The 24,635-nt window shown below is 40.1% G+C and carries 25 protein-coding genes and 1 tRNA gene; 12 read left to right on the top strand and 14 right to left on the bottom strand.

Annotated elements, in window-relative coordinates:
• Positions 1-597 precede the first annotated feature (597 nt).
• Positions 598-1,293: a transposase gene (locus IZT61_RS00645; RefSeq protein ID WP_196099289.1), complete on the bottom strand. Its 696-nt coding sequence runs from the start codon at positions 1,291-1,293 to the stop codon at positions 598-600.
• Between the two features lie 696 nt (positions 1,294-1,989).
• On the opposite strand from IZT61_RS00645, the gene IZT61_RS00635 reads away from it, so the two are divergent.
• On the top strand, positions 1,990-2,709 hold the full coding sequence (locus tag IZT61_RS00635) for a leucine-rich repeat domain-containing protein (RefSeq protein ID WP_196099287.1): 720 nt from the start codon (positions 1,990-1,992) through the stop codon (positions 2,707-2,709).
• Positions 2,710-3,050: 341 nt separating this feature from the next.
• Here the strand turns inward: IZT61_RS00635 and IZT61_RS00630 are convergent, their stop codons facing one another.
• Together IZT61_RS00630 and IZT61_RS00625 are read right to left on the bottom strand one after the other, a co-directional pair.
• Positions 3,051-3,647, bottom strand: a complete 597-nt coding sequence (locus IZT61_RS00630; RefSeq protein ID WP_196099286.1) for a Crp/Fnr family transcriptional regulator — start codon at positions 3,645-3,647, stop codon at positions 3,051-3,053.
• Positions 3,648-3,660: 13 nt separating this feature from the next.
• Positions 3,661-4,647 carry a D-alanine--D-alanine ligase gene (locus tag IZT61_RS00625; protein WP_196099285.1) on the bottom strand — a complete coding sequence of 329 codons (987 nt, stop codon included), beginning with the start codon at positions 4,645-4,647 and terminating at the stop codon, positions 3,661-3,663.
• A gap of 201 nt (positions 4,648-4,848) precedes the next feature.
• Here IZT61_RS00625 and IZT61_RS00620 point away from each other — a divergent pair, with 201 nt between their 5' ends.
• The 5 genes from IZT61_RS00620 (at position 4,849) to IZT61_RS00600 (ending at position 8,262) form a co-directional block, all read left to right on the top strand.
• Positions 4,849-5,613, top strand: a complete 765-nt coding sequence (locus IZT61_RS00620; protein ID WP_196099284.1) for a PASTA domain-containing protein — start codon at positions 4,849-4,851, stop codon at positions 5,611-5,613.
• Between the two features lie 15 nt (positions 5,614-5,628).
• Positions 5,629-6,684 carry an endolytic transglycosylase MltG gene (gene mltG / locus IZT61_RS00615; protein ID WP_196099283.1) on the top strand — a complete coding sequence of 352 codons (1,056 nt, stop codon included), beginning with the start codon at positions 5,629-5,631 and terminating at the stop codon, positions 6,682-6,684.
• Positions 6,684-7,097, top strand: a complete 414-nt coding sequence (locus tag IZT61_RS00610) for an acyl-CoA thioesterase (protein WP_196099282.1) — start codon at positions 6,684-6,686, stop codon at positions 7,095-7,097. The genes mltG and IZT61_RS00610 overlap by 1 nt, the downstream gene beginning before the upstream one ends.
• A gap of 3 nt (positions 7,098-7,100) precedes the next feature.
• Entirely contained in the window at positions 7,101-8,078 is a 978-nt protein-coding gene (locus tag IZT61_RS00605; RefSeq protein ID WP_196099281.1) for a YihY/virulence factor BrkB family protein, read from the top strand.
• A gap of 96 nt (positions 8,079-8,174) precedes the next feature.
• Positions 8,175-8,262, top strand: a tRNA-Ser gene (locus IZT61_RS00600).
• A gap of 286 nt (positions 8,263-8,548) precedes the next feature.
• Here IZT61_RS00600 and IZT61_RS00595 read toward each other — a convergent pair.
• The 7 genes from IZT61_RS00595 to IZT61_RS00565 form a co-directional block, all read right to left on the bottom strand.
• The gene (locus IZT61_RS00595; protein WP_196099280.1) at positions 8,549-8,995 is read right to left on the bottom strand and encodes a hypothetical protein; all 447 of its coding nucleotides are present in this window, start codon (positions 8,993-8,995) and stop codon (positions 8,549-8,551) included.
• Between the two features lie 86 nt (positions 8,996-9,081).
• Positions 9,082-9,624 (bottom strand): hypothetical protein, encoded by a 543-nt coding sequence (locus IZT61_RS00590; RefSeq protein WP_196099279.1) that lies wholly within the window; start codon positions 9,622-9,624, stop codon positions 9,082-9,084.
• 163 nt (positions 9,625-9,787) lie between these two features.
• Positions 9,788-10,234 carry a hypothetical protein gene (locus tag IZT61_RS00585; RefSeq protein WP_196099278.1) on the bottom strand — a complete coding sequence of 149 codons (447 nt, stop codon included), beginning with the start codon at positions 10,232-10,234 and terminating at the stop codon, positions 9,788-9,790.
• Between the two features lie 84 nt (positions 10,235-10,318).
• On the bottom strand, positions 10,319-10,861 hold the full coding sequence (locus tag IZT61_RS00580; RefSeq protein ID WP_196099277.1) for a hypothetical protein: 543 nt from the start codon (positions 10,859-10,861) through the stop codon (positions 10,319-10,321).
• 3 nt (positions 10,862-10,864) lie between these two features.
• On the bottom strand, positions 10,865-12,322 hold the full coding sequence (locus IZT61_RS00575) for a hypothetical protein (protein WP_196099276.1): 1,458 nt from the start codon (positions 12,320-12,322) through the stop codon (positions 10,865-10,867).
• Between the two features lie 456 nt (positions 12,323-12,778).
• Entirely contained in the window at positions 12,779-13,171 is a 393-nt protein-coding gene (locus tag IZT61_RS00570) for a response regulator transcription factor (RefSeq protein WP_196099275.1), read from the bottom strand.
• A 42-nt stretch (positions 13,172-13,213) separates the two neighbouring features.
• The gene (locus IZT61_RS00565) at positions 13,214-13,978 is read right to left on the bottom strand and encodes a DeoR/GlpR family DNA-binding transcription regulator (protein ID WP_196099274.1); all 765 of its coding nucleotides are present in this window, start codon (positions 13,976-13,978) and stop codon (positions 13,214-13,216) included.
• A 157-nt stretch (positions 13,979-14,135) separates the two neighbouring features.
• Between IZT61_RS00565 and IZT61_RS00560 the strand changes: the two genes are divergently transcribed.
• The 6 genes from IZT61_RS00560 to mnmA all read left to right on the top strand — a co-directional run bounded on the left by IZT61_RS00560 (position 14,136) and on the right by mnmA (position 21,962).
• The gene (locus IZT61_RS00560; RefSeq protein WP_196099273.1) at positions 14,136-15,737 is read left to right on the top strand and encodes a glycerol-3-phosphate dehydrogenase/oxidase; all 1,602 of its coding nucleotides are present in this window, start codon (positions 14,136-14,138) and stop codon (positions 15,735-15,737) included.
• A 15-nt stretch (positions 15,738-15,752) separates the two neighbouring features.
• Positions 15,753-17,243 (top strand): glycerol kinase GlpK, encoded by a 1,491-nt coding sequence (gene glpK, locus IZT61_RS00555; protein WP_196099272.1) that lies wholly within the window; start codon positions 15,753-15,755, stop codon positions 17,241-17,243.
• Positions 17,244-17,298: 55 nt separating this feature from the next.
• Positions 17,299-18,036 (top strand): MIP/aquaporin family protein, encoded by a 738-nt coding sequence (locus IZT61_RS00550; protein ID WP_196099271.1) that lies wholly within the window; start codon positions 17,299-17,301, stop codon positions 18,034-18,036.
• Between the two features lie 158 nt (positions 18,037-18,194).
• Positions 18,195-18,857: a 3'-5' exonuclease gene (locus IZT61_RS00545; RefSeq protein ID WP_196099270.1), complete on the top strand. Its 663-nt coding sequence runs from the start codon at positions 18,195-18,197 to the stop codon at positions 18,855-18,857.
• Between the two features lie 3 nt (positions 18,858-18,860).
• Positions 18,861-20,765, top strand: coding sequence for a DUF294 nucleotidyltransferase-like domain-containing protein (locus IZT61_RS00540; protein WP_196099269.1), 1,905 nt, complete (start codon positions 18,861-18,863; stop codon positions 20,763-20,765).
• 105 nt (positions 20,766-20,870) lie between these two features.
• The gene (mnmA, locus tag IZT61_RS00535; RefSeq protein ID WP_196099268.1) at positions 20,871-21,962 is read left to right on the top strand and encodes a tRNA 2-thiouridine(34) synthase MnmA; all 1,092 of its coding nucleotides are present in this window, start codon (positions 20,871-20,873) and stop codon (positions 21,960-21,962) included.
• A gap of 705 nt (positions 21,963-22,667) precedes the next feature.
• Here the strand turns inward: mnmA and IZT61_RS00530 are convergent.
• From IZT61_RS00530 to rplU, 4 genes are all read right to left on the bottom strand, one after another.
• Positions 22,668-22,826, bottom strand: coding sequence for a hypothetical protein (locus IZT61_RS00530; RefSeq protein ID WP_196099267.1), 159 nt, complete (start codon positions 22,824-22,826; stop codon positions 22,668-22,670).
• Positions 22,827-22,983: 157 nt separating this feature from the next.
• Entirely contained in the window at positions 22,984-23,298 is a 315-nt protein-coding gene (locus IZT61_RS00525) for a hypothetical protein (RefSeq protein WP_196099266.1), read from the bottom strand.
• 332 nt (positions 23,299-23,630) lie between these two features.
• Entirely contained in the window at positions 23,631-24,041 is a 411-nt protein-coding gene (gene rpmA, locus IZT61_RS00520; protein ID WP_196099265.1) for a 50S ribosomal protein L27, read from the bottom strand.
• A 50-nt stretch (positions 24,042-24,091) separates the two neighbouring features.
• Complete coding sequence (gene rplU, locus IZT61_RS00515; RefSeq protein WP_196099264.1) at positions 24,092-24,403, bottom strand: 50S ribosomal protein L21; 312 nt, start codon at positions 24,401-24,403, stop codon at positions 24,092-24,094.
• Positions 24,404-24,635 lie beyond the last annotated feature (232 nt).

Genomic DNA, 24,635 nt, shown 5'->3' with positions numbered 1-24,635 from the left:
GTTTTAACTGTCGGGCTGCGTTTTTATTTTCGCTGTCATCCTAAGTGTAACACCCGCACATCGCTTAGCCATTTCAGCACCCCGCTAGTCAGGATTTGTAATCCTGACTCCCCTAGCTCTGGATTTCAAATCCAGTATTAGCTAAGACGAGTTTGCAAATCGCGGAAGCATCCCCGCTAGTCAGGATTTGTAATCCTGACTCCCCTAGCTCTGGATTTCAAATCCAGTATTAGCTAAGACGAGATTACAAATCGCCGAAGTGTTATAGGCACATCGCTTAGCTGGGCCACGCTGAGGCTGTCTCAAAAAGCAAAGCGAGAGCCTGAGCGCAGTATTAAATTTGGCGTCCTAAACCTCTCCCTTTTAATGTCGGTGGTTTTTGCGCTGTCTGTACATCCCTTCCGAAGAAGTCGGAAGGGAACGCAGAGGCATTGCTTTTAACCCGAACGTTCATAGGGAGAGGTTATGAAAGCAGTGCAAATCCGATAGCTATCGGATTTAACCCCGCTAGTCAGGATTTGTAATTAGGAGTGTTCGAAACCTTCATTTTTAGGAAACCACGCTAGTCAGGATTTGTAATTAGGAGTGTTCGAAACCCTAAGGCCCTCTAAAAACTAGGTCTGGGTTGCCGCCGCAAGCAATAACTATCTGAATCGTAACTAGGTCGTCCAGTTCCATCGAAATACGCCTTTTTGCTGTTTTATAGCCGGTTTTATTGCTCTTTTTATAAATAAGGATGAGCATTGAGAGGATCAGGGTCATGTATAGGATGATCTTTATGCCGTTGGTATTGGTTGACATGAAATGGTTAAAGTTCAGCTCCTGTTTGATGAACCTGAAAAACACTTCGATGTCCCATCTCTTTTTATAGATATCAATTATTTCCCAAACGGGGGTATCCAACATATTGGACAGCAAGAAAAACTCCTTGCCCTTAGCATTCAGCCCTTTTACAAGCCTGAATTTATTGGGCAACCGCTTGCTGTTTCGGTCATAAAGCTCAACGAGTTCATCCGATCTAATCACCATATTATCCATCAGCAGGCTTTCGGGCAGCTCCAGTTCTTCCAGCCTGTGATACCGGGCATTGGTTTTCATCCTGGTGACGAAATTCCAGTCCCTCTCATCAATGGCGGCAAATGTCTTTCTGCTGCTTACCCCCCGATCAAATACAAATACTGTGTTTGGACTCGGATCGGTCACCTTCAGGATCGCCTGGGGAATGGTTTTGTCTTCACTCAGCTCGCTTTGTGAAGTGAATACCTGAACACTACTGGGAAAAAGATCTTCCATGCACAGCGTGTATTTAACCTGTCTCTTTCCGTTTTTCTTACAGCCAACCGCCATCCCTCCGCAAGCTTACTGGCAGTCTCGGCCACCATGGTCGAATCTACCCTAACAATATTGTGAGACTCGGACTCGCTAGATGAGAACTGCCTGCTGAATACCGAGTAGATTAGCCCGTGTGCTTTTTCAAAGAAGGACAGCTCCATCGTTGCCAAACGGTCGGAAAGAGAATTATACTTGACAGTACTGTCACGGTCAAGCGAAAAAAGTATTTTAAAACGGTTAGAGTTGAAGACGTCCTCAAGGCCTCTCAGACTTGTTTTCTCACAGGTAGCCAGCCCATAAAGAAGGAGGTAGAACATGCTACGCCCGTAAAGGGTTTTTACCTGGTAATCTACGTTGGTAACCTGAGCTAGAACACTAAGTTCACTTTCAGGAATCAGCTCAAGAAGCTGCTTAATAGATATGTTTGAAGGTATGGGCACTGTCAGACAAAGATAGGCTCAAAAAAAGGTATACAACAAAAAACGCAGCACCTTAAATTAAACAAAATCAAGTTCTTATCAACAAAAAATGTGGAAAAAGGTCTGTTTTTCTAAAAATGAAGGTTTCGAACACTCCTAATTTGTAATCCTGACTCCCCTAGCTCTGGATTTCAAATCCAGTATTAGCCAGGACGAGATTACAGACCCACACAGTTTAATGAACAGACCCCGGAAGAATAACCTAGCACCTACATTTAATAACCTAGCACTTGCATTTAATAACCTAGCACTTGCATTTAATAACCTGGCACCTACATTTAATAACCTGGCACTTCCATTTAATAACCTGGCACTTGCATTTAATAACCTAGCACCTACATTTAATAACCTAGCACTTTCATTTAATAACCTAGCACTTGCATTTAATAACCTAGCACTTGCATTTAATAACCTAGCACCTACATTTAATAACCTAGCACTTGCATTTAATAACCTAGCACCTACATTTAATAACCTAGCACCTACATTTAATAACCTGGCACCTGCATTTAATAACCTGGCACCTACATTTAATAACCTAGCACTTGCATTTAATAACCTAGCACTTGCATTTAATAACCTAGCACTTGCATTTAATAACCTAGCACTTGCATTTAATAACCTGGCACTTGCATTTAATAACCTGGCACTTGCATTTAATAACCTAGCACCTGCATTTAATAACCTAGCACCTACATTTAATAACCTGGCACTTGCATTTAATAACCTAGCACCTACATTTAATAACCTGGCACCTACATTTAATAACCTGGCACTTGCATTTAATAACCTAGCACTTTCATTTAATAACCTGGCACTTGCATTTAATAACCTAGCACTTTCATTTAATAACCTAGCACCTACATTTAATAACCTGGCACCTGCAACTAAGAATTAGCGCCTGTATTTAGAATTATTGCATACCCTGTTTATTTTGTGCAGCCAGTCATCCGATCAATATAGGCGAGTGGCACAGTATTCATCGGATGACTAAAAGCCTTTAGGCAATCGCGAAAGTGTTATAGGCACATCGCTTAACCATTTCAGCATCTTTCTTGCTTAGTGTTCATGCTATAGAGATCCCGAATCATACCGATAGCTATCGGTATCAGGATGACGACCGTTCATCATGTCAAATCGCCAATTAATAGCGTGGAAAAGGAGTTTTATTAATCGAACGCAGGTTTTCTCCGCTGCGCTCCAAATAACGATTTTTTTTATCAGTCGAAATTACAAATCTCATCCGGCAAAAGCCTCGGCTTTAACAATTTTTCCCTTTTCAACAGTAATCATTTTTTTATCAGCCAGTACTTTTACACCCCTAATTACTGTTTCAACACGCAGCCCGGTCATATCTGCTAATTCCCTCCTTGTGGCCTTTAAAGGCTCGCCCGCTTTAACATCAATAAGCAGGTAATTAATTATGGTAAGCAGCCTGTGTTCAGCTTTTTCGTTCGCCAGTTCTTCGAGCATCATCGATTTGTAGAACAACCTGTGGCTGAGGGTTTGAATCAACCCCGTACTAAATTCGGGATCTTGTTTAATCAGATCAAAAAACTGATCTTTTCCAACCGCAACCAATTGCGAATTTTTGTTGGCAATAGTAAAGGCCAGGTATCGGCGGTTTACAATCATCGCTGGTTCACCAAAGTATTGCCCGCTTTTGAATATCCCCTGAATAAACTCTTTCCCTTCGTCGCTCACCGTTACCATTCTTACCTCGCCCCACTTTATAAAGTAAACATATCGCGGCAACCCACCAGGTTCATAAATAATGCTATCTTTTCGATATTCACGAACCGAAAAACCACTTTTTATAAGTTGCTCAATATCCATAAAAGTCGTGGCATTAACCCAAGGTTTCTGTAATTAAGTCGGTATAAAACTGGCCTAATGTTAAGCCCATGGCCGCAACCTGTTGTGGAATAAAACTCGTAGCCGTTTGGCCCGGTATCGTATTTATCTCGATAAAATAGAAGTTACTTGTTTCATGTTCAAGGAAATAATCAATCCGAACCACTCCCCTGCAGTTTAATTTCATGTAAATATCTTTCACTATTTGATGTACCCGGGCAAATTCTTCCTCGCTCATTGCCCCTGGGGTAATTTCTTTCGTAGCGCCCGGGGTGTATTTTGCCTCAAAATCAAAAAATTCATTTGCCGGAATCACCTCCGTTGTCGGCAACACAATGATTTCTCCTTTCGCCTTAAAAACACCAATAGAAAATTCTCTACCACTTACAAATTCTTCAATCAACACCTGGTTATCTTCCTTAAAAGCTTTATCAACAGCCGCTTCCAGGTCGTCGGCATGTTTAACCTTGCTCATGCCAATGCTGCTTCCCCCGCTGTTTGGCTTTACAAAGTACGGGAGTTTTAAATCAGACTTTATTTTGGCAATATCATAGTTACCATTTTTAAAAATCTGCACCGATTTCGCAATCTTCAAATTCTCGATTCCGTTAACAATAGCTTTTGTATAGCCCTTGTTCATCGTTATAGATGATGTTAAGGCATCGCAGGTCGTATACCGAATGTTCAGCATATCAAAATAGCCCTGAAGCTTTCCATCCTCGCCCGGCGAACCGTGTATGGCAATAAAAACACCATCGAACTTAATTTTCCGACCTTGGAGCAAGATAGAAAAATCGTTTTTATCAACCTCAATTTTAACCGAATCCGCAGGCTCGTAAAACCAGCCTTTATCGTTGAGCATAATTTTGTACACCTCATACAAATCCGTATCCATATGTTGCGCAATAGTGGCCGCACTTTTTACCGATACCACCCATTCGCCCGTAGTGCCGCCCGTTAATAAAGCAATAGTTTTCTTCATGTTGAAAATCGTCGAGTATAAATAGAAATTGATTGTAAATATATCCTCAAAAATATAAATATCTTTGTGGTTTATTTAATTTTGGATGAATTTAAGCGATTGCCCTGCCGGCTAAAAGTCCCATTGTCAATCAACAAAAACGCCCATTCAGTCGTTAATTAAAATAACTACATTTGAATTTATAAGCATAACACCCCATTCATGTCTAAATTTATTGATTATTTAAAAACAAAATCCTTCAGAAACAATCTCTTAGCCGCGTTTTTAACCGTTATTGGCTTACTCGCCATTGCTTTTTTTAGCTTAAGGTATTACACGAAACATGGCCAGGGCTTAGATGTTCCAATCGTAAAGGGTTTGTCTTTCGAACAGGCCGTGCAAAAGCTTGAGGCTGCCGGCTTAAAATACGAGGTCGATTCTGTGTTCATTTTAGATCAGCCTGCCGGCATTGTAATTGATCAGGATCCGGACCCAAATACTTTTGTTAAGGATAACAGAACAATTTATCTCACGATTAATGCAGGAAAAACACCAAACACCAAATTTCCTGATATTGCCTTTAAAACGCTGAGAGAAGCACAGGCAATTATCGAAAGCTCGAGGTTGAAGCTTGGCGATACAACTTATAAACCTGATGTAAGCCGCGATGTGGTTTTAGAGGCTTCATTTGGCGGCGCACCCATCCAGCCCGGGGATGAGATTCCGGTCGGATCGCGAATTAACCTGGTTTTGGGCGATGGCCGCGGTAATGGCGAGGTAGATGTGCCACAATTGGTTGGCTTAACCGTTGATGAAGCGAAATTTAGTTTGAAGGGCTCCAACCTGAGTTTGGGAACAATTATTTACGAAGGCGCCATTACCGATAGTGCGAATGCAGTAATTACCAAACAAGACCCAATGCCCGTAGATTCATTAACGAAAGTGGCCATCGGCACAAAAATCAATATTACATTATCTAACCAATAAACGGGCCTTAATAAAATGACCGATACAGAAAAAAAGAAAATGAGTGCTGCAAAAAAAGTGATTATTGCCATTGTGCTGATGGTTATTGTTGGTGGAGGATATTTTGCGCTAAACGTTTACCGACTGTACTTTGCGGCTAACATAACGCAGAACCAGAAATACCTATACATTAAAACCGGAAGCAATTTTGATGATCTGATTGCCAATTTAAAACAAAAAGACATTGTGGTTAGCGTGTCTTCATTTGAGACGGCGGCGGAGAAAATGAACTTGCCTGCAAACGTAAAACCGGGAAGGTATTTATTGAAAAAGGGAATGACGAACCGCACGTTGATTAATACAATTAAGGCGGGTAACCAAGAACCTGTTAAACTAAAGTTTCATAACATCAGAAAGAAAGAAAACTTTGCGGCTTATTTGGCCAGCAATTTAGAGGCCGATTCATTAAGCTTTATGAACATGCTGGATTCTACCGCTTTGCTAAGCAAATACGGTTTCACAACAGATAACGTTTATACCATGTTTATTCCCAATACGTACGAGCTTTACTGGAATATTTCTCCTGCTGATTTTTTTGTGCGGATGAATAAGGAGTATGATCAGTTTTGGAATGCAGAGCGCAGAAAAAAGGCTGAAAGCTTAAATTTAACCCAATCGCAGGTTTACACATTGGCGTCTATAGTTGATGCGGAGGCACTTTACGATAAAGAAATGCCCATTATAGCCGGTTTGTATCTCAACAGGTTAAACAAGGGGATATTGTTGCAGGCAGATCCAACGGTGATTTTCGCCAACGACGATTTTACGGTAAAGCGGGTAACTAACAAGCTGCTGCAGGTACAATCGCTTTATAACACCTATAAATATGCGGGTTTGCCTCCCGGCCCAATTATGATGCCGAGCATAAACGCTATTGATGCGGTGCTAAATCGCCAGCAGAACAATTACATTTATATGTGTGCCAAAGAGGATTTTTCGGGATACCACAATTTTGCTGAAACCAAGGCAGAACATGAGGCAAACGCCAAGAAATACCGTGAGGCTTTAAATAAAAGAAACATCTTTAAATAATGTTTACCTACGAAACTAAAGTTCGGGTTCGCTATGCCGAAACCGACCAAATGGGCGTTGTGCATCATGGCAATTATGCGCAATACTACGAAATTGCACGAACCGAATGTTTTGAAGCCTGTTCCGGCATGTCGTACGAAGCCATGGAAGACGAAGGCGTAATGCTCCCGATTTTGGAGATGACATCTAAATTTTTAAAACCAGCACGCTACAATCAGGTTTTAACTGTAAAATCTATTGTGAAAACGCTGCCAACCGTGCGGATAAAGGTTGATTACGAAGTTTACAATGAAAGCAATGAGCTGATCAATGTGGCATCCACTACGTTGGTATTTGTTGATAAGGCAACGCGAAAGCCATGCCACCCGCCAGAAAGTTTTATGAAAAACGTTCGTACTTTTTTTAACAAATAATAAATGGAATGGTTACACCGGCAATTATTACACGTTAAGCTCTATTCTAAATTTATCGAATGGACAAAGGTTTGTATTTTACCCGGGTTTAGTCCCCTACCGCTCTATACCGTTTCTACTTTCTTTTTCAGAGAAATTGCAAAAGATACCCTCATCAATAAGGCTTCATCGCTGGCGTACAGTTTTATGCTTGCAATTTTTCCGAGCATCATCTTTTTGTTTACGCTGATTCCGTTTATTCCAGTGGATGGGTTTCAGGATAAGCTGCTGAGCCTGATACAACTTATTTTGCCGCACAATGCGTTTCTGGCTTTCGAAACCACGCTTAAAGATATTGTGAAGAACCAAAATAGCGGCTTATTATCTTTCGGGTTTTTATCGGCTATTTTTTTTGCTACCAATGGGGTTACCAATCTGATGAAGGCGTTTAACAAATCATCATTGGTGATAGAAACGCGTAGTTGGCTAAAACAGCGCTTAATTGCACTCATTTTAACAATGGTCATCTTTTTCTCGATCGTAATCTGCATTGCCGCAATGGCCTTTGGCGAAATCTTGCTAAGTTATTTGCACATTGAAGAAAGCCTGGCGGTTTATGCCATCCAGTTTACACGGTGGGCCTTACTTGGCGTGTTGTATTTTATCACCATTTCGATCCTTTATCGTTATGGCCCTTCGCACGCAAAAAAGTGGAAACTGTTTAGCGCAGGCTCATGGCTGGCTACTATTTTGGCCTTTGTTACCATTTGGGGATTTTCGTTTTATATTAATCATTTTGCGTCTTACAACAAGGTTTACGGTTCCATTGGTACATTAATCGTGGTAATGATTTGGCTGTACCTCAACTCGCTTATTCTGTTAATCGGATTTGAGTTAAATGCCAGCGTAGATGTAAGTAAAAGAAGTGTGAAAATTATTCGCCCTACCTTCAATTTATTTAAGAAATCGGCCCCAATTGAGGGAAATATTCATAAGAAATGATTTTTATTACACTCTGCGTTAAGCAATTATAAACTTTATATAAAAAAAAGCAAATCATAGTTTGCAGTTTTCGCCGGAGTTTGTACTTTTGCCTCCGGAAAGCTGGCAGAGTGGTCGAATGCGGCAGTCTTGAAAACTGTTGACTGTAACAGGTCCGGGGGTTCGAATCCCTCGCTTTCCGCCAGAAGATTCAGTAGAATAGTATAAAGCCTGTAAGTAAATTACAGGCTTTTTTTTGTTTGAAGCGCTCCTTTTTTTTGCTTTATCTTGTAGTTTAAGTTGATGATACTTTGTCAGGCTGAGCGGAGTCGAAGCCTAGTGCATTTGCCCTTCGACTCCGCTCAGGGTGACATCTATTATGGCATTTTACCATTAATAAAACACCAGGTCATATTTACTTTTGCTAATGCTACCCTAAAATTTTTGGTTTTAAAGTGGATGTGTTTGAATTTCGCTTGCATACTTAGGAGCTATTTACAATCTATAGCTCGCTCATAGTCCTCTTCTGTGAAGGTATAGGTGAATTGATATTTTCTTTCGCCTATTTTACCGTCATTCTGATAGCTGTTAATATTAAGTAAACTATGTGGTGTGTCAGGGGTGTTTAAAAGGCATTTCGTATTGTCGAACTTAATAAAAAAAGGATCAATGCTTCCATTTTCATCAAAGAAAGGAACATCATAACTGCTATTAACATCTTTCGAGGATGACTGTGTTTTATTTATTACAATAGTCGAATTTGGTTTCAGATTATATTTCTCGAAACCTTGTTTATAGGTAATGCTATGGTCTGTATTATTTGTAAAATAAAAATCTGCTTCCTTAATATAGTCGACTTTACCACAGCCAACGTTTAACATTGCGCTAATTCCAATTAGCAAAAAGTGCATCCAAATGAGGTGCCGTGTCGTTTTCATAATTTTTCTTTTATTTTAGATTTAATCTGGTGCCAACCTTGATCTACCTTAAGCAAGTGTGCTATATAGTTTATTACTTTGTTCTATTAAAAAGTATAACCAATACTAAAACCTGGCCATATTCTGTAAAAGAGATCATCGCCAACCTTACTTTTTGAAAAATCATCCTGCGATAGCCGAACCAATAGCCCTGCTCTATACATCAACCCCCCACTGGGCTTTTGATGTCGATAACCCAATCTAAGCATGGTAATTATACCAAGTTTATAGTTTTTATCCCTTATGTTGCCATCAACCTCATATTCATAATCATCAAATAGGCTAAACAATGTCAAACCTAGACCACCTTCTATGAAGTTTGAGTTACTTCTATTTTGGTTGTACAAAAGATTAATTTCAGCTGGAAAAGTGAACTTTCCATATTTATTAAGGTTGCGTCTGGGAATATATTCTACTCCGACCCTAGGAGCCACTTTTAGGTAATCAGATATGGAAAAAATCCTGTCATAGTTAACAGAATAAACGACAGCATTTCCTAGTCCTTCCAAGTAAATACTATTCTTTTTTGTTTGTGCCACAGCACTGTAAAACGCTATAAATAGTGATATAGTTAACAGGTGTTTTCTCATGATTATCTTGTTCTTGATGAAACATTTAGTCCGTTGTTATCAAAACTGGCTGAGGCGGTAAGTGGCCATGTTGATTTACTTTTAACCTGCTTTTTAAAAATCCACCCTAAAATTTTTGGTTTTTAGGGTGGGTGTGTTTGAATTTCACTTGCGTACTTAGGAGCTATTTACAATCTATAGCTCGCTCATAGTCCTCTTCTGTGAAGGTATAGGTGAATTGGTATTTTCTTTCGCCTATTTTACCGTCATTCTGATAGCTGTTAATATTAAGTAAACTATGTGGTGTGTCAGGGGTGTTTAAAAGGCATTTCGTATTGTCGAACTTAATAATAAAAGGATCAATGCTTCCATTTTCATCGAAGAAAGGAACATCGAAACTGCTATTAACATCTTTCGAGGATGACTGTGTTTTATTTATTACAATAGTCGAATTCGGCGTCATACTATATTTCTCAAAACCTTGTTTATAGGTAATGCTATGGTCTGTATTATTTGTAAAATAAAAATCTGCTTCCTTTATATAGTCGACTTTACCACAGCCAACGTTTAACATTGCGCTAATTCCAATTAGCAAAAAGTGCATCCAAACGAGGTGCCGTGTCGTTTTCATAATTTCTCTGTTTTAGATTTCAACCTGATGCCAACCTTGATCGACCTTAAGCAAGTTTGCTATATGGTTAATTACTTTGTTCTATTAAAAAGTATAACCAATACTAAAACCCGGCCATATTCTGTAAAAGAGATCATCGCCAACCTTACTTTTTGAAAAATCATCCTGCGATAGTCGAACCAAGAGCCCTGCTCTATACATCAAGCCACCACTGGGCTTTTGATGGCGATAGCCCAATCTAAGCGTTGTAATTACGCCAAGTTTATAGTTTTTATCGCTTATGTTGCCATCAATCCCATATTCGTAATCGTCAAGCAGGTTAAATAATGCCAGGCCTAAGCCACTTTCTATGAAGTTTGCGTTATTTTTATTTTGATTGTATAGAAAATTAATTTCGGTAGGAAAAGTGAACTTTCCATATTTATTAAGGTTGCGTCTGGGAATATATTCTACTCCGACCCTGGGAGCCACTTTAAGGTAATCAGATATGGAGAAAATTCTATCATAGTTAATAGAATAAACTACGGCATTTCCTAATCCTTCCAGGTAAATACTATTCTTTTTGGTTTGTGCCACAGCACTATAAGACGCTATAGATAGTGATATAGCTAGCAGGTGTTTTCTCATGATTTATCTTGTTCTTGACGAAACATTTATTCCGTTGTTATCAAAATTGGCCGAGGCGGTAAAATTGCCTGTGCTAGCTTGGTTTTTATTAGATATTTTAAGTCGTGCGGCTAAGTATGGGCCCTCGTTGGATCTAAATGTAAACTTTATACTTTTATTGTTAGCTGGTATGTATTCAGTTTTGTAGCCATTTAGATTGAGAAAACCAGTATCGTATTCATAAATAAGAAAGTACACATAATCACCCCTATCTGGATAATAAAGTGTTTTAACGCTCGGCGTCGTTTTTTTACAGTTTTCGTAATTGTTATAATTAGCTATCGGATTGTTTGTTGCGTATAGTAAAGGGGTACACGCATCATAGTAAGAATATAACTCGCTACTGAAAGCAAAGTATGTAAAATCGATATCAATTGATTTTTCCTTTTTTATTTCTTTCCGTTCGAAATCTCTAATCGAGTAGTTGTATTCTAAATCATTTACTTCGTTATAAACACCAATTTGTCTCAATTTATTACATCTGAATGAAGCTTCTATTTGATTGGTCGACGGATTTATACCGTTCTCCCAGCTTGTAGCCGCTATCACGTACACTTCGCTTGCCCCTTTAATCCAAGATTCCTTATGGTGCTTGATTGTCATTTTTGGAAAATATGCATCTGCTCCAATTGCGGTTGTTGGAGCAGCGGGTGTTGGTCCACTTGTTGGTTGAGGAGTGACTCCTAACCTATTAGCACGCTCGTTTAACGTTACAGCCCAAACTCTGTGTCTTTTAGCGAAGCATTCATCTACAGGTATGTTTTCTATAAGCAATCCGTTTTGATCGTATGTGTAACCAGTAAACGTTTCTTCACCTGGGCCTTCTTCTCCATCATATGCCACAATAACTGGATTCGGATAAACGGGTTCTAAAGAACTAACAACGACATGCGAGCATGGATCTGGATCGATTGGTGTTCCAGGATCTCCTGGCTCTATTGGCTCTAATTCTTGTTCTTCGAAAAATGGGATATAAATTTGTGGATACAGGATTTCTCCATTTACAATAAACGGTTCGACAAGTGCTACTTCTAACAGCTGTAAGTTAAGCGGCTCAATTGCTTGTCCACTTGGTGTGGGAGTAATAGTCATTTTTAAATTTGACTTTAAAAGAAGCTTTTCTGAAGGGCTATTTTTTAGTAAGTCTTTTAAGAGCACATTATAATCTCCATCGAACTTTTCGGCTACCTTATTGTTTACCAGCTTACGCATTTCAACGTTTACGGCATACTTTGCTAAAATTTTTCCGTACTCATTCAATTTTTTATTGATGTAAACTTTTGCCTCCTGTTTGGAATTAAAGGTTTTTGGTGATTTATCAACTTGTTCCCCTCGATCTTTCTTACAACCCCCTATAAAAAGTACTGCAAAAACTAATACAAGCAACAATAATTTCGCTTTGTTTGTGGATTTATGTTCCATATTATAATTGTTTTAGTATTCCAATTTTTAATACGGATGATTCGTAACAAATGTATTACTTAATTAGCTACTTCCAAATGAGGCTAATTTGGTCAGGAAAGGTACATTTTTGATGTTTATTGCCTTTACAACTATTTAAAGTGGGTTCTTGGCACCAATCAAAGGGTTTAGGTTAGCCTACCGAAATTGGAAAATTACACCAACCTTTTAGAACACAGGACGAAACCCCCAAAATAAATAAGAATATACTAAAAAATGACTCGTCAACTATGCTTATAAAACGACTTAAAAGCCTCCTCAATTCATTTAGTATAAGTGCTTTTAACCATAAAAAAAGCCCTGATTTTCATCAGGGCTTTTTAAGTGCATATTGTAATTTAAATCGCAGTTACCATTCTACTTGAACATAAAATGACCAAACCGGCTGTTTAAACTAAACCAACAGCTTCAATGTTATTAAACATTTGCAATTCTATTCGCTTTGCTTTTGTCTATTTGCGCATTAATACGCTCCAACACATTATAAATATCAAACGGCTTGCTAATATAATCGTCTGCAAAGGCATCTATTGCTTTTTGCTCGCTATTATTTTGTGCCGACATTACAATTATTGGAATATGTTTTGTAAAAACATCTGTTTTTAAGTCTTCGCAAATCTCCGCTCCGTTACCATCAGGCAACATTACATCCAGCAAAAAAAGATCGGGCATAGCGTCTTGAATATTCTTTTTTAATTCGGCAAATGATGAGGAAAGCTGAAGTTCGAAGCCTTCTTCTTTTAATAAAATTTCAATTACATTTCTAATCTCTTGATCGTCTTCCAGGATGTGAATTCGTTTTTTTTCCATTTCAATTATACGTTTGGGATTAATCGCATTGCAGGGGTGCTGCTATACGATAGTAACAGTAACACCTAAACCCTCTAAATGTTTTACAATTTGTTCAGATATTCCTTTATCAGTAATAATATGATCAATTTCTTCCAATCCGCAGATTTTACCGAAGCCTCTTTTGCCAAATTTCGTAGAGTCGGCCAGCACGATTGTCTTTTGCGAAACACTGATCATTTTACGGTTCAAATGTGCTTCCATGGCATTTGTAGTGGTTAAACCGAAATCTAAATCGATACCATCTACACCCAAAAAAAACTTATTAAAATAAAAGCCTTGTAAAACCTGCTCGGCGTATGGGCCTGTTACCGAAGAAGAACTTTTTCTTAGCAGGCCGCCCAATTGAATTACTTCGATGCTCGGCTCCCTCATCAGCTCCAGAGCCACATTAAGCGCCGATGTTACCACGGTTACATTGGTTGGAGGCACAATATTCTTCGCAAAATAAAGCACCGTTGTTCCTGAGGCAATTACAATAGAATCGTTGTCATTAAGCAAAGTTGCCGCCGCCGCCCCAATCTTGTTCTTTTCTGTCGACTGAATTTTTTCCTTTTCATTTACCGGTCTGTCAATAGTGTAAGGATTGTTTATTGTAGCCCCGCCGTGTGTTCTGAAAAGTAAGCCTTTATCTTCAAGTAGTTTTAAATCCTTTCTTATCGTAACAGACGAAACTTTCAGTTCCTTACACAAATCAACCACATTTATATACTGATCTCGTTGCAGGCGACTTAAAATAAACTGGTGCCTTTCAGCCAAATTCATCATATCTTATTTAATTAAGGTAGTGCAAAATAACAATAAAAATAGTCTATCAGATATTTTACTTAAATATTTAATGTTTTTTTAACCTACATATAATATTATTTCGATAATGATTTCTTATAATTGCGTATTGTTTCGTTTTATTACACTTTTATCGACAATGAAAAGATTCCACCAACATCAAATCGCTGAAAACACCACCTGGGACATCATTATAATTGGTGGGGGCGCTACCGGCTTAGGCACTGCTTTAGATGCCGCAACCCGCGGCTATAAAACGCTGTTGGTAGAGCAATCAGACTTTGCAAAGGGCACCTCCAGCCGAAGCACAAAACTTGTTCATGGCGGCGTTCGTTACTTGGCACAAGGTGATGTTGGTTTGGTAAAACACGCACTGCGAGAGCGTGGATTGTTGCAACAAAATGCAAAACATTTGGTTAACAAGGAAGAGTTCGTTATCCCCTGCTACAGCTGGTTTTCAGTAGCCAAATACCTGGCGGGGCTTTCTATTTACGATTGGCTTGCCGGAAAATACAGTTTTGGCAAATCTAAATTCTTATCAAAAGAGCAGGTGCTTGCTAAAATGCCCGGAATTAAAGCAAAAAGGCTTAAAGGTGGCATAAGCTATTTCGATGGCAAGTTTGATGATGCACGGCTGGCCGTAAACATTGCACAAACGGCGGTAGAAAAAGGCGCAACGCTGCTAACTTACACCAAGGTAATCGGGCTTGTAAAAAACAACGATCAAAGTATTGGGGGAATAGAAACGGAAGATTTAATTACGGCGCAGAAAGCAAAGTTTACTGGTAAAGTGGTAATTAATGCAACAGGTGTGTTTGTTGACGATATTTTGCAGATGAGTAATCCTAGCTCAAAGAAAATGGTGCGCCCAAGCCAGGGTGTACATATTGTATTGAAAAAAGAGTTCTTAAATAGCGAATCGGCATTGATGATTCCAAAAACTTCAGATGGGCGGGTACTTTTTGCTGTGCCATGGCACGAACATCTGCTGGTGGGAACAACTGACACACCACTGGACGAACACAGCCTGGAACCGCGGGCGCTTAAAACGGAAATAGACTTTATTTTGAACACGGCGGCGGCTTATTTAAATAAGAAACCAACCGAAACCGATATTTTGAGTGTTTTCTCGGGCCTTAGGCCGCTTGCTGCACCCACAAACAGCGATGGCAATAGCACCAAAGAAATTAGCCGCGATCATAAACTGGTTGTTTCAGCCCAGGGATTAATCACCATTACAGGCGGCAAGTGGACAACTTACCGAAAAATGGCAGAGGAAACAGTGGACCTTGCGATTACGCATGCCGCGTTGCAGCCGAAAGCATGCGCAACTAAAAACCTGCCTATTCATGGTTGTACGGATGCTACCGACGAACATCATTTGAATATTTATGGTTCGGATCGACGAGGAATCGAAAGTTTAATGAAAAGCAATCCCGAGCTAACTCAAAAACTCCATCCAAAGTTCCCCTATCAGTTGGCAGAGGTAATTTGGGCTGTTAGAAATGAAATGGCCGAAACCGTTGAAGACATTTTAAGTCGAAGGTTAAGGGTTTTGTTTATCGATGCACGTGCCGCAAAAGAAATGGCGCCAAAAGTTGCGTCGCTTCTGGCGAACGAGTTATCAACAAATGATGCCTGGAAAACGAATCAAATCGAAACATTTAATAAATTAGCCGATGGTTATATCCATCTTACAAATGAATACAACCAGGCGGAAATCTTAACCTCATCATACTAACCAAATCATCCCAATATGAGTAAATACATTCTGTCACTCGATCAAGGAACCACAAGTTCGAGGGCTATTATCTTTAATCACGATGGCGAGATTGTTGCCATAGCACAAAGGGAGTTTACCCAAATTTATCCTCAACCCGGCTGGGTAGAACACGATCCGTTAGAGATTTGGTCAACTCAGCTTGCCGTTGCTACCGAGGTAATTGTTAAAGCAGGGTTATCGGCAACAGATATCGACGCAATAGGCATTACCAATCAAAGAGAAACCACCGTGGTTTGGGACAGAGAAACAGGAAAACCGGTTTACAATGCAATTGTTTGGCAAGACAGACGAACGGCTGCTTATTGCGATGAAATTAAAGGGCAAGGACTGGCACCAAAAATTCAGGAAAAAACAGGTCTCATTATCGACGCTTACTTTTCGGCAACCAAAGCCAAATGGATCTTAGAAAACGTAGCAGGGGCCAAAGAAATGGCCGAAGCCGGAAAGCTTGCTTTTGGTACCATTGATAGTTGGTTGATTTGGAAACTAACTGCCGGGGAAGTACATGTTACCGATGTAACCAATGCATCGCGTACCATGCTTTACAACATCCACACGCTGAGTTGGGATGATGAATTATTGGCTCAATTCGGCATTCCCAAATCGATGCTGCCCGAAGTTAAATCATCGAGTGAGGTTTACGGCGAAACGGCAGGCAAAATCCTTGCAGCTAAAATCCCAATTGCAGGCATTGCCGGCGATCAGCAGTCGGCACTATTTGGCCAAATGTGCACAAAAGTCGGCATGGTGAAAAACACCTATGGCACGGGTTGCTTTATGTTGATGAATATCGGCGCTGAACCGAAAATTTCGAACAATAACTTACTCACAACAATCGCCTGGAAAATAAAGGATGATATTCAGTACGCCTTAGAGGGAAGTATTTTTATCGGTGGAGCGGTGGTACAATGGCTAAGAGACGAAATGGGACTGATTTCCAAATCGGCCGACGTAGAAACACTGGCGCAAAAGGTTAAAGATACCGATGGCGTATATGTTGTACCGGCATTTGCAGGTTTGGGCGCACCACACTGGGATCAGCATGCCCGTGGAACGATAACCGGGCTAACCCGTGGCACAAACAAATCGCACATCGCCCGTGCCGCCCTCGAAAGCATTGCTTACCAAACCATGGACGTTCTAAAGGCAATGGAAGCCGATGCAGGCGTAGAAATTGCCGAACTGCGTGTTGATGGTGGTGCAACCGCCAACAATTTACTGATGCAGTTTCAGGCCGATCTGCTAAAATGCAAGGTGGTAAGGCCCGAAGTAACAGAGGTTACCGCCATTGGAGCCGCATATCTCGCTGGCTTGGCTACCGGCTATTGGGAAAGTATTGATCAGATCAGATCGCAATGGAAAATTAACAAGACTTTTAGTGCCGAAGATGGAATCGATAACTCGCAACGAATTAAAGGCTGGAACAGGGCAGTGAAGGCCGCACGCGTAAACGCCGAAGATTAAAACATCCACTAATTACTGCTTAAGATCTTAAGGTCGAAGCTTAAAATATAAGAACATGAATGTATATCTAGCAGAATTTATTGGCACAGCGTTGATGATTCTTCTTGGAAATGGCGTTGTGGCCAACGTAGTACTTAAAGGAACAAAAGGAAACGGAGGAGGTTGGATGGTAATTACAACCGCCTGGGCACTAGCGGTATTTATCGGTGTAGTAATTGCTGGCCCATCCAGCGGCGCACACTTAAATCCTGCCGTTACACTTGGCCTTGCCATCGGAAAAGGTTTCGATTGGCATTTGGTTCCCTTTTACATCCTTGCGCAAATTGGCGGAGCAATGTTGGGCTCTTTTTTGGTTTGGATAATGTATAAAGATTATTTCGACGCAACCGAAGAGCAGGCATTAAAAGCGGCACCATTTGCCACTGCGCCCGCAATTAGAAATAAAATGTCGAACCTCCTTTCAGAAATCATCGGTACCTTCGTATTAATTTTGGTGATTTTTCATTTTACCGATGCCAGTATGGGGCCAAAAGAAAGTGCTACACCAATTGGCCTGGGCTCAATGGGCGCAATACCGGTAACCTTTTTGGTGTGGGTTATTGGTCTATCGCTCGGCGGAACCACAGGTTACGCAATAAACCCGGCAAGAGACCTGGGGCCAAGAATTGTGCATGCCCTGGTACCAATGAAAGGCAAGGGCGGTAGCGACTGGGGATACGCCTGGGTGCCAATAATCGGCCCGATAATTGGCTCCATTTTAGCCGCACTGCTTTTTTGTGCCTTAAATATGTAAACACACCCTTGTAAACCTATGGGGAGGTAAACGCCTCATAGGTTTGAAATAGCAATTGCCTCCCCCCCGTTAAAATATAGCGTTCGCTTATATTTTATTTCTATATTTGATTAGCTGATTGGTTCATCCTGATTTCGAACACTAACACAAATATCACCTTGCAAAACTTTTTCTTAATAATAGATACCGAAACATCTGGTTTGCCAAAAAACTGGTCGGCACCTTATTACAAAGAAAAAAACTGGCCTCATATTATTCAAATCGCCTGGATTCTTTTCGATAGCGAAAACAAGGAGGTAAAAAGGGAAAATTATTATATCAAGTGTGCCGATTTTAAGATTGAAAAATCATCGCAAAAAATACATCATATTACCGAAGCGTTTTTGATGGCCAATGGCACGTCAAAAGAGGTGGCTTTCACTTCGCTAAATCGCGACCTCCTGAGTTACAAACCACTGGTTATCGGACATTTTATTGAGTTCGATTACCACATGATCAACGTAGAGTTTGAGCGTATCGGTATGCAAAGTCCACTGAAAAACTTACCCACGTTTTGCACCATGAAAGCCAGCGCCCCGTTTGTGAGAACACCTGGCGTTGAACTTTTGAAGTTAAATCAATTTTATGAAGAGCTTTTTAACCAGCCGCCCGAAAACTTTCATAATGCAATGGCCGATGCCATAAACACCGCTAAAATATTTTTCTACCTGCTCGAAACGGGAGCCATTTCCGAAGAAACAATTTACCGACAGAACAATGAATTCGACATCAGCCAAAATGTACCAGCAAAAAACTTTTTGAGCCGCTTATTCTCTTTTTAAAGCATGAACGAGAAACTGATCTTTTTAAAAAATACCGCACCTTATCAAAATCTTCCCAACGAAATACTTGATAAGCTGGCCGCAGTTTTAGAAGTTAACGAATTTGCAGAAGACACGAAGCTGTATGCATCATCGCAAAAAATGAAAGGCGTTGAAATTGTGGTATACGGAACGCTCGAAAGTTACTTCTTAGATGCTGCGAAGCATAAAATAAATGCAGAAAGTTATCATCGGGGCAAAACATTTGGTGCAATATCCATCCTGTTCAACAAAAAGAAATCGTTAACACAGGTTGAAGCTAAAAAAGGAACCAAAACCTACTTTTTGGCACGCAAAGAGTTCAAAAAACTATGTACCGATTTCGGCGAGTTCTTCGATTATTTTGCAACAGAGTTTGGCAAAAAAATGCTCGATGAGGAATTTGCGCAACGCTACCGCCAAAGCAGCTCGTTAGAAGACAATTACTTATTTACCGATCAACTTTACAGTGCCCGGATAAGCGATATTACCTACCGGAAAATAGTTAGCTGCACACCTGAAACGCCAATTTTCGAGGCGGCAAAAAAAATGGCCGACAATAAAACTAGTTGTTTATTCGTCGCACAAGACAATAATGAATATCTGGGTTTTGTTACCGACATTACACTGCGTGACCGCGTGATAGCCAACAAGCTCGATCCGCAAGCACCAATTAGTGAGGTGATGGATGAACACATTGTTAGCATCTTCGATCACGTATATGTTTACGAGGCCATCTTACTCATGTTCAGCAGCAAATCGCGTTACCTTTTGGTAAAACAAGGCGGTGATTATGTGGGCTTTTTAAGCCGGAACAGGCTTTTGAGTGAGCAGGCGCAATCGCCGCTGGTATTCATTCAGTCCGTTAAATCGGCAGTAAACATCGCTGATTTAAGAGCTAAATGGCAAAAGGCACCCAAAATTGTGGCCCAGCTGCTGGGCAGAGGTGTACATGCGCAAATTGTTAACGAAGTGGTTACCACCATTGCCGACACGATCTCGAACAAAATTATCGACGATGTGATTTCCAAATTGGGACCTCCGCCCGCAAAGTTTGTCTTTATGGTGTTGGGCAGTGAAGGCAGGAAAGAATTGAGCCTTAAAACTGATCAGGATAATGCGATCATTTACGAAGATACGCCCGAAGAAAAGCGGGCAATGGTTCGAGCGTATTTTCTTGATCTGGCCACTCAGGTTTCAGATCGGCTAAATTATGTAGGTTTTGTGTACTGCGATGGCGATTACATGGCCACAAACCCCAATTGGACGCATTCACTTTCGCACTGGATATACAACTACAAAAACTGGATAGAACAAGCGGTGCCGGAAGCTGCTGTTAAATTTGCCGCATTTTTCGACTGCCGGGCAATTTACGGCGACCCGGATATTATGGAGCAGTTGAGGCTCGCTGTAGATGAGGAACTGAAAAAACCTATTGAAAAATTCTATCTGTATCTGGCCAAAAATGCGCTTTTGTACGAACCGCCCCTCACCTATTTCAAGAACATTAAAACGCAAAAACTCGAAAGCAAGCAAGGCTTCGATATCAAAACGGCCATGACACCTATCGTAGATTTGGTTCGCGTGTATGCACTTCAAAATAGAATTTTTCAGAAAGAAAATACCGGCGAAAGGCTGAGTGCATTAAAAGACCTTGGCATTTTCAATGAAACTCAATATAACGAGCTGATGCAATCGTACTATTACTTAATGGGTTTGAGACTAAAAAACCAGGCGCAACAAATATTAAATAATCAAATTGCCCCCAATAACTTTATCGAGGTGAACAGTTTAACAAAGATTGATAAGGTTACGCTGATCGAAATTTTCAAAACGATTCAAAATTTCCAGAGCGGCATTAAAATGAAGTTTACAAATACCCTTTTATAGCTTCTAATTGATTTGTTAAACCGTTGATTTGTTTTTACAAGTAACTGACTTGCCTTAAATGATTTCAATTAAATAAACCTTATTTTTGCATCCTATTATTTAAAGATGAGTAAACACGGTAGAATTCTGGTGGCCATGAGTGGCGGGGTTGATAGTTCGGTAGCGGCTGTAATGTTGCACGAGCAAGGTTATGAGGTAATTGGCTTAACCATGAAGACCTGGGATTATGCCTCATCGGGAGGTAGCAGCAAGGAAACCGGCTGTTGCTCGTTAGATAGTATAAATGACGCCCGAACGCTTGCCGTAAACTACGGATTTCCGCATTATATTTTGGATATACGCGATGAATTTGGCGATTATGTGATCGATAATTTCGTTGATGAGTATTTAGCGGGCAGAACGCCAAACCCTTGTGTGCTTTGCAACACCCACATTAAATGGGAAGCGCTGTTAAAACGGGCAAACAAACTAGACTGTGAATTTATCGCAACAGGGCATTATGCCAATATTCGCCAACAGGATAGCGGACGCTACGTGATCTCGAAAGGGAAAGATGAAAACAAAGATCAGTCTTACGTGCTTTGGGGTGTTTCGCAAGAAAACCTCGCACGTACCAAGTTCCCATTAGGAAGCTTTGCCAAAGCCGAAATAAGACAAATGGCATTGGATATGGGCCAGGAGGAACTGGCAAAAAAATCAGAAAGCTACGAGATTTGTTTTGTACCTGATAACGATTACAGAGCCTTTTTGAAACATAAAGTTGAAGATTTAGAAGATCGTGTTGCTGGTGGCAACTTCGTTTTAAGTAACGGAATGGTTGTTGGACAGCATAAGGGTTATCCGTTTTACACCATCGGGCAACGCAAAGGCTTGGGCGTAGCTTTCGGAGAGCCTATGTTTGTGACACAGATATTGCCCGAGAGCAACACTGTAGTTTTAGGACGTGCAGAAGAACTGGAACGTAGAGAAGCACTTGTTCGAAACGTAAACCTGATTAAATATTCGAGCATTGAAGAACCGATGAACGATGTGATTACCAAAATTCGTTACAAGGACGCTGGAATGTTAAGCACTATTGTTCAGGAGAAAAACAACATGCGTGTAGTTTTCGACCACAATGTATCGGCGATCGCACCCGGTCAATCAGCCGTATTTTACGAAGGAAATGATCTGCTGGGCGGAGGGTTTTTGGTTTAGTCTGTAGTCAGGAGTCTTAAGTCCGAAGTCTATTTTATAAATGTCAGCCTGAGCCTTTCGCCTCGAGTTCATATTGAGTGTAGTCGAAATGCTCAGGATAAACTCAGTCGAAGACCTTTTCTATGGATAAAATAAAAATTATCAGTTCTTCGACTACGCTACCATTGACGTTTTCTGAAAACATTAAAAAAATCGTCATCCGATAGCTATCGGATCCGACCGAAGTGCTCCAAAGGAGCTCCTATGGAGGAGAAATCTTTGAACCTTGAATAAAGATTTCTCGGCTACGCTCGAAATGACGACGCCTCTTAACGTATTTTTCTAAAAAACAACGTCATTCATATTGAGTTTTATCCCATAAATTACCCCATCAGGATGACAATATTTTTTGTTTTATCCTTAACTTATAGCATTGCTGCCCATCCGGTCAGGTGATACCATTAATGTATTTATGCAACTTGTTGAAATGCTGGTATTTGTTATGCTGAGGCTTTGATCCCGAAGCTTCGGGACCGCCTGCGCGGGATCCGATAGCTATCGGATGACGACCGCCTTAAAAACGTCACTTGATATTGATTTTTTGTTAAAAATTACCCCTCAGGATGACAGCAAAGTTTAACGTCGTCTGATAGCTATCGAATCATATTGAGTTTTATCCAATAAATTATCCCCTCGAAAAGACGACTCCTTTCAGGATTGCATCAACTATTCCCGATGATCCAAAAAATAAGCTATATCTGCTATTACTTCTTTTGGTGTTTGCTCTCCTTCTACTTGTTTCCAGTTGCCATCAACCTTATCCAATCTTCCAATTACAACACCGTCTATCATATAGGCAAATGGTTCGTTGTTTCCATATTGCATGAGCGTATATACATGTTTCTCGTGACCAGGCAAATTGCACCTATAAGCTAACTCTACCATAAAGATTAATTACTTTTAACTAAGGAACATTCAAGAAAACAAATTGTTCATTTTGTAATGAAAAAAGAACTATAAGGACTTAGTATCAAAAATCTGTCTACTCACTTCCCCTGAAAATATTGATGGCATTGGTTTTCCACTGAATGTAACCTAATTCACCACAGGTTTGGGCAACAAAGTTCTCTACATTTTCCGAAACATCGTTCACCACACGCCATCTGATTTTATATTTGGGGTTATAGCTAATGTAAACAACCACATCATCGCTACGTTGGCCCATGGCGTGCAACGGTTGGAGGTGAATATCCTGTAAATCTGCTGCTGCAATCTTCAGCCGCTCATTCATGATTTTTCCCAAGGAGGTGTCTGGTTTAAAGTCGGTTTCTAATATGGCTAAAACGGTTACGGTCATAGAACAAAAATATAAGCAAAACAATCGACAACGGGGCCAATTTGTTCGAAAAAATCTATTTAAATATCAGAGAGAATATTAACGTCCTCTTTAAGCAAATCTATACTAAAATTTTTAGTATAAAAATTTAATTGAATATTTTTTTCAGATAAATAGCAAATTCAATATTGTAATGACATGAAAACACGAATCGCAAACGGCTCGTATGGAAACAATTTCTGTTTAGGCTAAAGCCTTGTAACAGCGGTTGTGAAGGCGGTTTTTTCTGAAATCTCAGACAAAAAAAAATCCCGATTTTCATCGGGATTTTCGAAATATTGTTTAGCGGCTGATTATTCTGCTGGTGCAGCTTCTTCAGTAGCTTCTTCTTTTTTTGCAGATGCTTTTTTAGCTTTTGCTGGCGCTGGTGCCGCCTCAACTTCTTGAGCTACAGCTTCTTTTTTAGCAGCTGGTGCTTTTTTTACTGGCTCAGCAACTACTTCTGTTTCTACATAAGGAAGGATAGAAACATACGATTTGTTGTCAGCTTTCTTTCTGAAAACAACTGTTCCATCAACCAATGCAAATAAAGTATGGTCTTTACCAATACCAACACCTTTATCAGGGTGGTGTTTTGTACCACGTTGACGTACAATAATGTTTCCTGCGATAGCTAACTGACCACCGAAAACTTTAATACCTAAACGCTTACTATGCGATTCACGTCCGTTTTTCGAACTACCGGCTCCTTTTTTGTGTGCCATGATTTTATATTTTGTAATTCGCTAAAGGCGAATTATTGGTTAACAATTAATTATAACGTGATGTCAGAGATCTGAATCTTAGTGAAGAACTGGCGGTGACCGTTTTTCTTTTTGTAACCTTTTCTACGTTTCTTGTGGAAAACGATTACTTTATCACCTTTTAAATGAGATACGATCTTAGCCGAAACTTTAGCGCCTTGAACTGCAGGAGCTCCTACAGTGATAGCACCACCATTATCAACCAACAATACATTATCAAATTCAATACTAGCGCCTTCATCTCCTTGCAATCTGTGTACAAAAAGGTGCTGGTCTTTAGCAACTTTAAATTGCTGCCCTGCTATATTTACTATTGCGTACATTGTTTAAATATTAGTTTTTTAATTTTTATTTAACGAGGTGCAAATATAGAATAATTTCAATTAACACACAAACACATATCGAAAATTATTTTTAACCGAGATTTACAGCGTTTAAGGGTTTTTAAGATCGATTGTTATATTTTGTTGAACAGCTAGTTCGGTAGTGCTTAGGTAGCTCCTGCCCTGCTTCCGCTAACCACCGCATATGTTTTCGGTAAACAGCTCGAAAGAA

Origin of the sequence: Pedobacter endophyticus, assembly GCF_015679185.1 — a bacterium.
In the GTDB taxonomy this organism is placed as follows: domain Bacteria; phylum Bacteroidota; class Bacteroidia; order Sphingobacteriales; family Sphingobacteriaceae; genus Pedobacter; species Pedobacter endophyticus.
This window is presented reverse-complemented; position numbering and strand designations above follow the sequence as displayed.